The sequence below is a fragment of the Acrocarpospora catenulata genome (assembly GCF_018476525.1).
GTDB classification, from domain to species: domain Bacteria; phylum Actinomycetota; class Actinomycetes; order Streptosporangiales; family Streptosporangiaceae; genus Acrocarpospora; species Acrocarpospora catenulata.
In genome coordinates, this window is the sequence record NZ_JAHCST010000009.1 from 54,590 (window position 1) to 67,376 (window position 12,787).

The following is a 12,787-nucleotide window of genomic DNA, read 5'->3' on the forward strand; positions in this document are numbered from 1 at the left end:
GCGGAACTACCCAGCCCCCGCCACGCCCCGAGGAGGCCCACGGCCATGACGTCCATCGACCCGCTGTGGTTCCGCAGTGTCCTCGGCCAGTACCCGACCGGGGTCTGCGTGATCACCGGCGTGGACCCGGAGACCGGACCGGCCGGCATGGTCGTCGGCTCGTTCACCTCGGTGTCCCTCGACCCGCCGCTCGTCGCCTTCTTCCCCGACAAGTCCTCCACGAGCTGGCCCAAGATCGAGCGCGCGGGCGCCTTCTGCGTCAACATCCTCGGCGCCGACCAGGAACAGGTCTGCCGCACCTTCGCGTCCAAGGCGCCCGACAAGTTCACCGACCAGCCCTACCGGCTCGGCGTCACGGGTTCGCCCATCCTCGACGGCACGGTCGCCTGGATCGACTGCCGGATCGAGTCGGTCCAGGAGGCGGGCGACCACTACATCGTCCTCGGGCTCGTCCAGGAACTGCAGATCGAACAGCCCCGGTTGCCGCTGCTGTTCTTCCAGGGGGGCTACGGCCGCTTCACCCCGCTGTCGCTCGCCGCGCCCGACAGCCACGGCGAACTCACCCGGCAGCTCCGCCACGTCGATGTGATGCGCTCGGAACTGGAGTCGCTGGCGGCCGATCTGCACTGCCGGGCGACGGCCACGGCGCAGGTCGGTGGCGAGGTCGTCATCGTGGCCAGCTCGTGGGCGGGCAGGACGCCGGACGACCGCAGCACGCTGGTCGGGCAGCGGCTGCCGTACGTGCCGCCGACCGGCTCGATCTTCGCCGCCTGGGGCTCCGACGCGCAGATCGACACCTGGTTCAAGGCGGCCCGCGCGGTCTGGGCCCAGCGGCCCGGCGACGTGGCCGAGGCCATGGCCCGGCACCGGCGCGCCCTGGCCATCGTGCGCTCCCGTGGCTACTCGCTCGGGCTGCTGAGCACCGGGCAGCGGGCGTTCGCCGAGCTGCTCCAGTCGGCCGCCGCCGATCCCGGCGCCGCGCCGCCGCCGGAGCTGTTCGCCATCGTGCAGAACCTCGTCTACGACCCCGAGGAGCTCACCGACGAGGCGCGCCGCGCGGTACGGCAGATCTCGGCCCCGGTCTTCGACGCGGAGGGGCGCGTCACGCTGGCGCTGACCGCCTACGCCTTCCACCGGCCGGAGACCGGCATCGAGGAGTACATCGAGCGGGTCCGCGAGGCCGCGGGGACCGCGACCAAGCTGATCGGCGGGCAGGCCCCGGGCGCCTGAGCCGGCGCGCGGAGCCCGCGGGCCCAGTTCAGTGAGCCCAGTTCAGTGAGCCCAGTTCAGTGAGCCCAGTTCAGCGGGATCAGTTCTCGGTGAACGCCAGGAACGTGGACATCGAGACGAACTCCGACGCCACCCGGGCCGCGCTGTAGGGGCCGGTCTTCCGGTACCACACCGGGATGTTGTTGACCGCGCCGAGCATGTAGAAGGTCGCCAGGCGCACATCCGTGCCCGGCCGCAGCTCGGCCGCGCCGTCCGTGAGGGTGTCGCGGAGGTAGTCGGAGAAGACCCGGCGGTGCTTGCGCACCGTGGCGGCGTTGTCGCCCGTCAGGTAGCGCCACTCGTTGAAGTAGAGGCTGACCCGTTCGACGTTGTTGAGATACCAGTGGATGATCTCCGTCAGGAACGCCTCCAGCCGCTTGCGCGGCGGGAGATCGCGCGCGGTGATGCCTTCCATGATCTGCACCGCCTGCTCGTGCGACTCCGCGAAGATGCGGAAGAGCAGGTCCTCCTTGGAGGAGATGTAGTGGTACAGACTGCCCTTGAGGACGCCGACCCGGTCGGCGACGTCCTGGACGCTCGCGGCCGAGTACCCCTTGGCGTAGAACACCTCCACAGCGGCCTGGAGCACCTCAGCCTCACGGTTGCGACGGTCGACGACGCGCCGGCCCTTGCTCTCGTTGCTCACAGAGCCTCTCTCTCGCATCTCCTTCGTTGCCTTCCGGCCGTTCGGTTGGCATAGACCTAGTGTGCCACGGCTGGCGGGAGCACGTCACTTTCGCAGGACGACGCTGAACTCGGGGGTGGTGACGGACACCGCCCGGGACCGCCGGTCCTGGGCGATGAGGTCGGTCAGGTTGCGGACGATGGAGGACGACATGCGCCGGGGGTCGGTCTGGATGGGGCCGGCCGCCAGCATCGCGTCCACCTCCTCGTCGGCGCACATGAAACGGAGCAGCAGCTCCTCGTCGCTCATGCCGGGGCGGAACCGCTGCCTGATCTCCTTGAGGGTCGGCTGCGGACGGGTCCAGTTCGCGAACTGGCCGGCCCGCGGCGAGGAAAGGATCTTGTCGAGCACGTCGGGGTCGACGGGCCTGGGCAGCGGCCCGTAGTGGCCCAGAGCGTACTGGACGCACTCGTCGGGGACGATGCTCCAGCGCCTGCCCGTCACCACGTTGAGCACCGCCTGAACGCCCACGAACTGGGAGAACGGCGTGGCCATGATGGGCTGCCCCAGCTCCTCGCGGACGCGGGGGATCTCCTCAAGCACCTCCGGGAGCCGGTGCGCCATCCCGTGCTCGGCCAGCTGGTTCTTGAGCGTGCCGGTCATGCCGCCGGGCAGCTGGTGCTGGTAGATCCGCGGGTCGTACTCCGCCATCCGGCCGACCTCGTAACCGGCGTCGGCGGCGGCCCAGATGAAGTTCTCCTCCACCGGCGCGAAACGGCTGGTGTCCAGGCCGTGCGTGTGCCCCAGCGTCTCCAGGATGGGCATCATGCCCTCCGTGGACGGCAGGGACGGGCCGTTGGCCATGGGCCGGGAGGCCGTGTGCAGGATGGTGAAACCGGCTTTCATCGCCTCGATGTAGTTGTGCTGCGCGAGGCCGGTGGTGTTGTGGCAGTGGATCTCCAGCGGGACCGTCCCGGTGGCCTCGCGGATCGCCGGGAGCAGCGTACGGGCGCGCTCGGGGGTGAGCACACCGGCCGCGTCCTCGACGTAGACGGTCTTGATGCCGGGGAAGGTCGTCATCTCCCGCGCCCTGGCCGCGAAGAAGGCGTCGTCGTGTACGTCGGTCAGGCCGTACATCACGGCGGGGACCGGGGTGCCGCCCGCCTCCGCCGTGACGCGGCAGACGCGTTCGAGGGTGGGCATGTCGTACAGGCAGTCGTACAGCCAGAACTGTTCGACGCCATGCTTGATCATCGTCTGAATGTACAGGTCAATGATCGCGTCGGGGGTGAAACTGAAGCCGATGACGCTGATCGTCCGCATACCGGCGCGGTTGATGCTGTTCGGCATGTTCCGCGTGAGGAAGTCGGTGCAGGCCCAGGGGTCGTCGGCGAACTGGCGCAGCAGCACGATGAACATGCCGGGGCCGGTGAGGTCGATGACCCGGAACCCTGTCTGGTCCAGGTGGGGCAGGGCCTGCGCGGCCTGGTAGGGGCGCATGCGCAGGCCCCAGAGGCTCTGCTGGCCGTCACGGAGTGTCTGGTCGACGAATTCGATGTGGGTCATTCCCCACCCTCCAACCATGCGGGCAGAAACTCGTTCTCCACCCAGCGGGTGGTGACCGGGGACTCGCGGAACCGCTCGGTGCCCAGCACCGCGGCGTGGAACGGGATCGTGGTCTCGATGCCACGGACCTCGGTGCGGGCGAGCGCCCGCAGCATGAGGTCGATCGCCGCCGCGCGATCGGGCGCGTGGACGATGAGCTTGGCGACCATGGAGTCGTAGTAGGGCGAGATGGTCGCGCCGTTCTCGACGAAGGTGTCGACCCGTACGCCGTGCCCCTGCGGCGCCGTCCACCGCTCGACGCGTCCCGGCGAAGGGAGGAAGTCGCGCCGGGGGGACTCGGCGTTGATCCGGCACTCGATGGCGTGCCCGGACACCGTGATGCCGGGCTGCGCGACCGACAGCGGCTCGCCGCGGGCCACGCGGATCTGCTCGCGCACCACGTCCACCCCGGTCACCATCTCCGTCACCGGGTGCTCGACCTGGACGCGGGCGTTGAGCTCCAGGAAGACGAACTCGTTCCGGTCGGTGTCGACCAGGAACTCGACGGTGCCGGCGCTGACGTAGCCGAGCGCGCGGGCGAGCCGTACGGCCGAGTCGCGCATGCCGTCGCGGACGGCGTCCGGCAGTCCGACCGCGGGCGCCTCCTCGATCAGCTTCTGGTAGCGGCGCTGGGTCGAGCAGTCCCGCTCGCCAAGGTGTACGACGTTGCCGTGGGTGTCGGCGAGCACCTGGACCTCGACGTGCCGTGCGCGCTCGACGTACCGCTCCAGGTAGACCGTGCCGTCGCCGAACGCGCGCTCCGCCTCCTGGCTGGACCTCGCGAACGAGGCCCGCAGGTCGTCGGCCGAGCGGACGATGGTCATCCCGCGTCCGCCGCCGCCGGCTGACGCCTTGATGAGGCACGGATAGAGGTCGAGTTCCTCGGCGAGGGCGACGGCCTCCTCCGCGTCGGCGAGCCCGCGCGTGCCACCGCCCGTGGGGATGCCCAGGTCGGCCGCCATCTCGCGGGCCTTGAGCTTGTCGCCGGAGCCGCGCATGACGTCGGCGGGCGGGCCGATGAACGTGATGCCGTTCTCCTCGCACGCCGCGGCGAGTTCCGGCCGTTCGGACAGGAAGCCGTAGCCCGGGTGCAGGGCGTCGCAGTCCGTGGTGAGGGCGGCGGCCACCACGCGCTCGACGGATAGGTAGCTCTCCAGCGGGCTGGGCGGTCCGATGACCACGACGCGGTCGGCCAGGCGCGCCGCGAGCGTCTCCCGGTCCGCCTCCGAGCAGGCGAGGACGGTCTCCAGACCCTCGTCGAAGCAGGCGCGCGCCACCCGCGCGGCGATCTCGCCGCGGTTGGCGATGAGGACCCGCCGCACGTCAGCCCGCAGCCGGAACGATCGTGACCAGCGTCTGCCCGAACTCCACCGCGCCGGAGTTCGGCACGTGGATCGCGCCGACCACGCCGGACACGGGCGCCGTCACGTTGTTCATGAGCTTCATGACCTCGACGATGCACAGGGTGTCACCCGCCTCGACGGCCGAGCCGACCTCGACGAACGGCGGCGCCCCCGGCTGCGGGGCACGCCAGAAGATGCCCACGGTCGGCGACGTCACCGCGATGCCGTCGGGCGCGGTGCCGACGGCGGTCGGCGGCTGCTCGACGACGGGCTGCGGAGCGGGAACGGGAGCGAGCGCCGGAGCTGCCGGAGTGACGGGGGGCGGGGCGGGCGCGGGCGGGGCGGCCACGGGCATCCCAGTGGCCACGGGTAGGGAGGCGCCGTTGCGTGACAGTGCGATCGAGGTGTCGCCGACGGTGATGAGCGCCTCGTCCCACTCGGACTTCTCCAGCGCGGCCAGGATCTGTCGGATCTCGTCGGGGCTCAGGGACATGTGTTGCTCCTCGGGTGCGGCGCCGGTCATCGGGGCACGATGGCGATGGGACGAAGGGGGGATCCCGTCGCGCCCTTGATGCGCAACGGCAGGGCGAAGAAGGTGAAGTCCCACGCCTCGGCGGCCGCCAGGTTCTCCAGATTGAGGGACTCCATGATGTAGAGCCCCCGCTCCACCAGGAAGTGGAGGTGGACCTTGAGCGACACGATCGCCATGGCGGGCTTGTGCTCGAAGTTCATCGTGTCCGAGCCGCCGGCGAGGATTCCCCGGCTGCTCAGCCACTCCGCCCCGGCCCGGGTGACCCCGGGGAGGCCGTCGTCCACCAGCCCCAGGTACCGGTCCATGTCGTCGAAGTAGCGCATCCACCCGGTGCGCACCAGGACGATCGAACCGGGCCCCGGCTCCTCCCTGTCGGCGAACCAGCTCTCGAGCTCGTCGGGCCCGATCCCGTCCGCCGGGGTGAGCGGCCGGCCGAAGAGCCGCTCCGCGTCGATCAGGTGACCGCGCCCGACCAGGGGCGGGATCTCCTCGGCGTCGGCGACCTCGAGACCGCCCGTCGGCGACTGCAGCCGCGTCACGTCGCGGTCGCCGAAGATCCTGCCGTCCTTGGAGATGTGGCCGAGCGCGTCCACGTGGCTGCCCACGTGCGCGCCCGTGGTGAACACCTCCATCGAGGAGGAGATGCCGTCCGGATAGTTGTGCTGCCCGTGCAGCTTGGACAGCGCGAACGCGTACGGCGGATGGGCCGGGTGCCGGGTCATCCCTGGTTGCAGGCGCACCGCCAGGTCGTAGATGCGGACGTCGGGCGAGGTGGGCCACACGACGCTCGTGTCGATGTGCGATCCGGACCAGTCAGCCACGGGGGCCCTCCTTCACTGCGGGTGCCGCATCGCGGTCCCAGGCGGCGCCGACGCCGTCGCGGCGCAGCACGTACTTGTGGATCCGGCCGGTCTCCGTCCGGGGGAAGTCCTCGACGAACTCGATGTAGCGCGGTCGCATGAAGTCGCTCAGCCGGGTCTCCAGCCAGGTGGAGAGCTCCGCCTCGGTGAGGGCCGAGCCGGGGCGCCGGATGGCCACCACCTTCACGTCCTCCTCGCTGAGTTCGGAGGGGACGCCGATCGCCGCGGCCTCCATGACGTCCGGGTGGTCGCTGACCGCCTTGTCGATGAAGAAGCTGCTGACGTTCTCGCCGCGCCTGCGGATGGTGTCCTTCATCCGGTCCAGGAACACGTAGTAGCCGTCGGGGCGCCGGAGCCCGACGTCGCCGGTGTGGAACCAGCCGCCGGCCATCGCCTCGGCGGTCTTCTCCGGTTCCTTGAAATATCCGGACATGAAGGCGTCGGTGACGCGGGAGCGGACCAGGAACTGGCCCGGCGTGCCGTCCGGCACCTCCACGTCGTGCTCGTCCACCACTCTGGCCTCGACGTGTTCGAGCGGCACGCCCGTGGTGCCGGAGCGCACGTCCTGCGGCGGGTTGATGATGGCCATGGTGCCGGTCTCGGTCAGGCCGTACCCTTCCACGATGCGCACCCCGAGCCGCCGTTCGAGCGGCCGGTGGAGTTCCTCGGGCACCGGGGCGGCGAGGATGTAGCGGAGCGTCGTCACGCCGGAGGCCGCGTCGCCGGGCAGTTTGCTCAGCAGGGTGAGCATGGTGCCCATCACGTTGGTTACGGTCGCGCCGCTGCGTTCGATCCAGGACCAGAACCGGCTGAGCGAGAACCTGCCGTCCACGTGCACCGGCACACCGAGGTGGAGCCCGGCCATGAAGGTGGTCTGCTGGGCGTTGCAGTGGAACAGCGGCAGGCAGGTGTGGAGCACGTCGTCGAGGCCGAGCCCGAGATGCTTGGCGAAGTACCCGCCGGTGTTGACGTAACTGGTGTGCGGCAGCATGACGCCCTTGGGCGGGCCGGTCGTGCCGCTGGTGTAGATGATCCCGCAGGTCTCGCCGCCGCGGACGGCCACCGGGGCCGGCTCCCCGAGCGCGGGGTCGACCAGTTCGTCGTAGGCGATGCCGCCCGCTCCCCCGGCGACCACGATCCAGCGCAGGTGCGGGAGCGGCCCGATGGCGTCGAGCGCCGGGAGGAGCGAGGCGTGGATGACGATCCCGCACGCCTCGGAGTGGTCGAGGGTGTAGTGCAGCGCCTCCCCCACCGTGGCGGTGTTCACCGAGACGGCGACGGCGCCGTGCCGGCTGACGCCGAGGAACGTCTCGACGAACTCGATCGAGTTCGGGAGCATGATCGCGACGTGCTCGCCCCGCCGGACCCCCGCCTGGGCCAGCCACGCCTGGCACCGCCCGGCGCGCAGCCAGAGCTCGCCGTAGGTCCGCGGCACGCCCAGCACGTTGACGGCGAGCGCGTCAGCCCGGCGCTCGGCACGTAGCTCCATGAGTTCGTTGAGCGAGTCGTACGGGCTGTATGTGCGCATCTTTCTCTCCCCGGCGGGCCGGCGATCCGGCCTTCTCTACCGAATGGTTGGTCACGCTAACGCAATAACGGGCACTGTCAAGGTACATTTCGGCCCCTACGACGTCGTGCCGCGCCTGAGGGTGATCTGGTAGCCGGAGCCCGAGATGCTCACCGCTCGCGCCCGTACTCCGCTCACCTGGGCGAGCTGGTCCACGACTCTGGCGAGCGAGGTCGGCGACGTCGTGGGCACCGGGCCCGCCGCCTTCACCGCGTCCACCTCCTCCGCCGAGAACAGCGCCCTCAGCAGCAGTTCGTCGTCGGTGAGCGTGGCGCCGAGCTGGGCTCGCAGCTCACGCAGGGTGGGCTGGGGCCGCTCCCAGTTCGCCAGGCGGCGCCCGCGCGGGGATTCGAGCACGCGGTCGGCCACCTCGGGGTCGAGAACCCCGGCCACCGGTCCGTAATGGCCGAGGGCGTAGTGCACGACCTCGTCCGGAATCACCTCGTAGCGCCGGCCGGTCACCACGTTGCAGACGGCCTGGATGCCGACGATCTGCGAGAAGGGGGTCGCCATGATCGGGTGCCCGAGCTCGCGGCGCACCCGGGGGATCTCCGCCAGCACCTCGTCGAGGCGGTCCTCCATGCCGTACTGGGCGAGCTGGCTCTTGAGGCTGCCCGTCATGCCGCCGGGCAGCTGGTGGTCGAACGGGCGTACCGAGTACTCGCTCGGCGCGCCGATCTCGTACCCGGCCGTACGGGCCTCGTGTTCGAGGCGCTCGGCCACCGGGTCGAACCTGGTGCTGTCCAGGGCGTGCGTGTGGCCGAGGGCGACGATGTTGTCGACCGTGGCCTCCGTCGAGGGCAGCGAGGGCCCGTTGGCCAGCGGACGCGAGGCGGTGTGCAGGATGTCGATGCCCGCGCGTACGCCTTCGAGGTACACCTGCGGCGCCAGCCCCGTGTTGGTGTGGCAGTGCAGTTCGATGGGGACGCCGTCGACCGCCCGGACCAGCGCGGGCAGCAGCGTGCGGGCGCGCTCGGGGGTCAGGATCCCGGCGGCGTCCTCGACGTAGACGGCCTCGACGCCCGGCCAGCGCGCCATCTCGGCGGCGCGGACCGCGAACCACTCGTCGGTGTGGACGTCCGTCAGGCCGTACATCACGGCGGGGACGGGCGCGGCGCCGGCGGCGGTCACGACGTCCGCGATCCGGCGCATCCTCGGCAGGTCGAGCAGGCAGTCGAGGATCCAGAAGCTGTCGATCCCGTGGCGGGCCATGCAGGTGATCCACAGGTCGACCACCGAGTCGGGCGCGAAGCCCATGCCGCCGACCGAGATGGTGCGCGTCGCGGTGCGCAGGTGGGAGTTGCGCAGGCCGCGCGCCAGGTGGTCGACGGTCTCCCAGGGGTCGTCCCTGAAGGTGCGCATGAGCACGGCGAACATGCCCGCGCCCGTCATGTCGACGGCGTGGAAGCCCGTGCGGTCGATGTTCTCCAGCACCGGCATCGCCTGGTAGGCGCGCATGCGCAGGCCCCACAGGCTCTGCTGGCCGTCGCGGAGGGTCTGGTCGACGAACCGGATCTCGGTCACGACCGGCTCACCGTCTCGATGATGCGGCGGCAGTTCTCGACCGTCTGCTCATCGTCCAGGCCGATGCCGACGGTCTGGAACACCAGCTCGTCCGCGCCGCGCGCGGCGAGCTCGGCCTCCAGCGCCGGGAGCCGGTCCGCGACCTCCTGGGGGGTGCCCGCCAGGCTGAACGCCTCGACCATCTCGTCGGGGACGAGCGCCGCGATCTCGCTCCAGCGCGGGCCGATCTCCCGGAACCTGGCCTGGACGGCCTCGGCCACGGGGAGCCAGGGCGTGCCCTGGACCACGCTCGCGTAGCTGGGCGTGGAGAAGTAGAAGGCCAGGTTGGACTTGACCCGTTCGCGGGCGAGCGCTCCGTCCTCGTCGATGGAGGTCACCCGCCAGACGGCGAGGGACGTCCGCGCCTGCTTCATCTCCATGCCCTTCCGGAGGGCGGGGACGACCACGTCGTCGAGGTAGTGGACGGCGGAGGACAGGGGGTGCAGGGCGACGCCGTCGAACGACCTGGCCGCGTGGCGGAGCATCACCGCGTTCAGCCCGGAGCCGTAGACGGGCGGCGGGCCGTATCCGGCCAGCTCGGGGTGGGCCGAGAAGCCCCGTACGTGCGAGGAGTAGAACTCCCCGTCGAAGTCCAGGCCGTCGCGGGCGGACCAGGCGGCGCGCAGCAGGCTCGCGTACTCGGCGAGTCTGGGGCCGGGACGGTCGAACTCGTCCTTGCCGTAGAACACGCGGCGCATCCCCCTGGTCCCCGCGCCGAGGCCGAGGGTGAACCGGCCGCGCGAAGCGAGCTGGATGTCGGCGGCCATGGCCGCGGTCGCCAGCGGGAGCCGGGTGAAGGCGTACGCGATGCCGGTGCCCACCTGTAGGCGCTCGGTCGACATGGCGAGGGCGAGGGCGCGCACGGCGCCGTCCCTGGTGGCGTACTCCGTGGTCCAGATCCGGTGCAGGCCGCGTTCCTCGGCCAGGCGGGCGAGGCCGATGGCGGGCGTCCAGACGTCGGTGGCCAGCACGAGCGAGCGGTGCATGTCAGGGGGCATCCGGCACCCACTCCTCCTCGATGACGAAGATGTCGACGTCCGGCCCCGCGACCGCGTCGGCGAAGCCATCCGTGCGGATCCCGGCGTACTCCTCGCCGGTGAAGGTGGCGTCGAAGTCGGCCCGGCTCGCGAAGCGGATCTCCGCGCTCCGCCAGAACCGCGGGTGGTTGCCCGCCGGCCAGGGCAGCGCCTTCAGGACGGTGTGCCGTTTCAGCCGGGGCAGCGCGCGGACGCCTGGCACGTGCGCCCGGAAGTAGACCTCGTCGGCGGCCTGCCAGGTGGAGGTGGGCGGGACCTGCCAGACACCGGTCAGGCAGGTGACCTCCTGCCCCGGGTGGGGGATCGTTGGGCCCTCGATGCCCGTCGTGTCGTACACGTCCTCGATGTCGAAGACGTCGATGCGGGGACCGGTGACCAGTTCCCAGAGGGGACTGCTCGCCCAGGGCTCCCAGGCGGGTGACTCGACCACGGAACGGAGCGCGGCCTCGTCGGTGAACCACAGCTCCTCGCCGCGGTCCCACCAGGGGTGGCTGCCGAAGTAGTCGGTGAGGAACCGCAGGGACAGGTGGGCCCGCAGCCCCGGGAGCGTACGCGAGACGTGCGTGTGCACGGACCGGAAGAGCTCCTCGACACGGCCGGGGTCCTGGCCGGCGGGGACGTTCCAGAGCGCGCGCAGCTTGATCACGGCGTCCTCCTGTCGATGGTCAGCGGCCGGAGAAGCGCGGCGTGGTCTTGGCCTTGAACGCTTCCCGCGCGGTGAGATGGTCCTCGGTGGCGTAGGCGATCGCCTGGCCGAACGCCTCCAGTCGCGCCAGCTCGCGGAGGGTGACGCCGGTGCTCGTCTCCAGCAGGCTCTTGGCCATGCCGAGCGCCACGGTGGCGGCGTCGGCCAGCTCCAGGGCCAGGCCGCCGGCCGTCTCCGCCACCGTACCCGAGGGCACGGCCCGGTTGGCCAGGCCCAGCCGGACGGCCTCGGCGCCGCTGAACCGCCGCCCGGTGAAGATCAGCTCCTTGGCGACCGGCATCGGGAGCCGCCGGGGCAGGAAGTAGAGCGACCCGCAGTCCGGGACCAGCCCGACCTTGGTGAAGGCGCAGGACAGCGTGGCGGTCTCCGAGACGATCATGAGGTCGCAGGCGAGCGCGAGGCTGAGCCCCGCCCCGTGCGCGTGGCCCTCGACCGCCGCGATGGTCGGCTTCTCCATCTCGGCCAGCCGGACGAAGACCGTCTCCAGCAGGGCCGCCAGGCGGCTGCGGCTGACCCGCGGGCTGTCGTTCAGCTCCATCTCGACGATGTCGCCGCCCGCGCAGAACGAGCCCCCGGCACCGACGACGACCACCGCACGGACCTCGGGGTCGTTCGCGACCTCCTGGAGCACGGCCGCCAGCCTGGTCTTGACCGCCATGTTCAGCGCGTTCCTGGCCTCGGGACGGTTCAGCGTGATGGTGGCCACCCCGTCGGCCACGTCGAGCAGGACGGGCTCGTTCACGGGATCACCGGTTCGAAGTAGGCGATGTCCTCCAGGGTCCCGACCCGTTCCGACTCCGGCTTCCAGACGGCCTTCACCTTCATGCCGATGGACAGCGTCGAGGCGGCGTCGGCGAGGTCGAAGTCACCGGCGACCGTGTGGATGAGCCGGGTCGAGGAGCCGTCCAGCACGATCTCGGCGTAGACGTACGGGGGCTTGCGCGTCTGCCCGACGAACTCCATGTGGATCACCGAGAACGCCTGGAGCACCCCCGTGTCCGACACCTCGTCGAACTGGTCCGTGCGCGCGAAGCACACGTCGCAGATGGCACGCGCCGGAAGCAGCACCCGGTGGCAGCTGGAACACCGGGAGCCCATCAGCCGGCTGAAGGAGCCCAGCTCGTCGAACATCCGGCCGTAGTACGGGCCGTAGGCGTGGTGGTAGGTCAGGTCGAGCCGGTACGGGACCATCTCGACCGAGGTCTCCGCCCGCGCGACGGGGGTGGCCTCCGCCGGACCGGACCGCGCCCGGCCCGGTGTGAAGGCCGCCAGGTCGGTGATCCATCCGGTGGGCTCCGCCGCCCAGTCCGCCGCCACCCGGTCGCCGACCTCGACCGCGCCGGGCTCGGCCGCCACGACGTGCAGCAGGTCGGCGTCCGCGCCGTCGAGCCGGATCTTGGCGACCACCCGGCCCTGGTGGGCGGTCCAGCTGGTGACCGTGCCGCCGTGCGGCAGTTCGACGAGGTCGGGCGTCTGCTCGCCACAGCGGCCGCACACGTCCTGGGCGGGAACGACCGTCCGCGCGCAGGGCTCGCACCGCGAGCCCAGGATCCGCCGCTCGGCCAGCCCGGCGAGGAACTGCCCGGCGGCCCCGCCGGGCGTCAGGGTGTAGGGGATGCTCAGCGTCGTGGTGAGCACCTGGGGGACGTCCGGGCTCGTGAACAGCTGGCTCATGGTGAC

12 protein-coding genes are annotated in these 12,787 nt (G+C 71.1%); 1 reads left to right on the forward strand and 11 read right to left on the reverse strand.

Going from position 1 to position 12,787, the window contains the following annotated elements:
* The first annotated feature begins 45 nt into the window (after positions 1 to 45).
* Positions 46 to 1,230, forward strand: a complete 1,185-nt coding sequence (locus KIP79_RS11515) for a flavin reductase (protein WP_214104728.1) — start codon at positions 46 to 48, stop codon at positions 1,228 to 1,230.
* A gap of 79 nt (positions 1,231 to 1,309) precedes the next feature.
* Here the strand turns inward: KIP79_RS11515 and KIP79_RS11520 are convergent, their stop codons facing one another.
* The 11 genes from KIP79_RS11520 to KIP79_RS11570 all read right to left on the reverse strand — a co-directional run bounded on the left by KIP79_RS11520 (position 1,310) and on the right by KIP79_RS11570 (position 12,781).
* Positions 1,310 to 1,915: a TetR/AcrR family transcriptional regulator gene (locus tag KIP79_RS11520; protein ID WP_214104729.1), complete on the reverse strand. Its 606-nt coding sequence runs from the start codon at positions 1,913 to 1,915 to the stop codon at positions 1,310 to 1,312.
* A gap of 84 nt (positions 1,916 to 1,999) precedes the next feature.
* Positions 2,000 to 3,460 carry a hydroxymethylglutaryl-CoA lyase-like TIM-barrel protein gene (locus KIP79_RS11525; RefSeq protein ID WP_214104730.1) on the reverse strand — a complete coding sequence of 487 codons (1,461 nt, stop codon included), beginning with the start codon at positions 3,458 to 3,460 and terminating at the stop codon, positions 2,000 to 2,002.
* On the reverse strand, positions 3,457 to 4,821 hold the full coding sequence (locus KIP79_RS11530; protein WP_214104731.1) for an acetyl-CoA carboxylase biotin carboxylase subunit: 1,365 nt from the start codon (positions 4,819 to 4,821) through the stop codon (positions 3,457 to 3,459). The genes KIP79_RS11525 and KIP79_RS11530 overlap by 4 nt, the downstream gene beginning before the upstream one ends.
* Before the next feature lies 1 nt (position 4,822).
* The gene (gene accB, locus KIP79_RS11535) at positions 4,823 to 5,365 is read right to left on the reverse strand and encodes an acetyl-CoA carboxylase biotin carboxyl carrier protein (protein WP_214104732.1); all 543 of its coding nucleotides are present in this window, start codon (positions 5,363 to 5,365) and stop codon (positions 4,823 to 4,825) included.
* Positions 5,362 to 6,195, reverse strand: coding sequence for a cyclase family protein (locus KIP79_RS11540; RefSeq protein WP_214104733.1), 834 nt, complete (start codon positions 6,193 to 6,195; stop codon positions 5,362 to 5,364). Before KIP79_RS11540 ends, accB begins: the two co-directional genes overlap by 4 nt.
* Complete coding sequence (locus KIP79_RS11545) at positions 6,188 to 7,762, reverse strand: AMP-binding protein (RefSeq protein WP_214104734.1); 1,575 nt, start codon at positions 7,760 to 7,762, stop codon at positions 6,188 to 6,190. Before KIP79_RS11545 ends, KIP79_RS11540 begins: the two co-directional genes overlap by 8 nt.
* Before the next feature lie 96 nt (positions 7,763 to 7,858).
* A complete protein-coding gene (locus KIP79_RS11550; protein ID WP_214104735.1) occupies positions 7,859 to 9,325 on the reverse strand; it encodes a hydroxymethylglutaryl-CoA lyase-like TIM-barrel protein in 1,467 nt (488 codons plus the stop codon).
* Positions 9,322 to 10,362: an LLM class flavin-dependent oxidoreductase gene (locus KIP79_RS11555; protein WP_214104736.1), complete on the reverse strand. Its 1,041-nt coding sequence runs from the start codon at positions 10,360 to 10,362 to the stop codon at positions 9,322 to 9,324. The genes KIP79_RS11550 and KIP79_RS11555 overlap by 4 nt, the downstream gene beginning before the upstream one ends.
* Positions 10,352 to 11,047 carry an EthD family reductase gene (locus KIP79_RS11560; protein ID WP_214104737.1) on the reverse strand — a complete coding sequence of 232 codons (696 nt, stop codon included), beginning with the start codon at positions 11,045 to 11,047 and terminating at the stop codon, positions 10,352 to 10,354. The genes KIP79_RS11555 and KIP79_RS11560 overlap by 11 nt, the downstream gene beginning before the upstream one ends.
* A 19-nt stretch (positions 11,048 to 11,066) precedes the next feature.
* Positions 11,067 to 11,849: an enoyl-CoA hydratase/isomerase family protein gene (locus KIP79_RS11565; RefSeq protein ID WP_214104738.1), complete on the reverse strand. Its 783-nt coding sequence runs from the start codon at positions 11,847 to 11,849 to the stop codon at positions 11,067 to 11,069.
* Positions 11,846 to 12,781 (reverse strand): Zn-ribbon domain-containing OB-fold protein, encoded by a 936-nt coding sequence (locus KIP79_RS11570; RefSeq protein WP_214104739.1) that lies wholly within the window; start codon positions 12,779 to 12,781, stop codon positions 11,846 to 11,848. Before KIP79_RS11570 ends, KIP79_RS11565 begins: the two co-directional genes overlap by 4 nt.
* Positions 12,782 to 12,787 lie beyond the last annotated feature (6 nt).

Excerpts from the sequence above, each read along its gene's own strand:
- KIP79_RS11525 (WP_214104730.1), bottom strand. The coding sequence starts at position 3,460 with ATGACCCACATCGAATTCGTCGACCAGACACTCCGTGACGGCCAGCAG.
- KIP79_RS11555 (WP_214104736.1), bottom strand. The coding sequence starts at position 10,362 with ATGCCCCCTGACATGCACCGCTCGCTCGTGCTGGCCACCGACGTCTGG.
- accB (WP_214104732.1), bottom strand. The coding sequence starts at position 5,365 with ATGACCGGCGCCGCACCCGAGGAGCAACACATGTCCCTGAGCCCCGAC.
- KIP79_RS11515 (WP_214104728.1), top strand. The coding sequence starts at position 46 with ATGACGTCCATCGACCCGCTGTGGTTCCGCAGTGTCCTCGGCCAGTAC.
- KIP79_RS11545 (WP_214104734.1), bottom strand. The coding sequence starts at position 7,762 with ATGCGCACATACAGCCCGTACGACTCGCTCAACGAACTCATGGAGCTA.
- KIP79_RS11570 (WP_214104739.1), bottom strand. The coding sequence starts at position 12,781 with ATGAGCCAGCTGTTCACGAGCCCGGACGTCCCCCAGGTGCTCACCACG.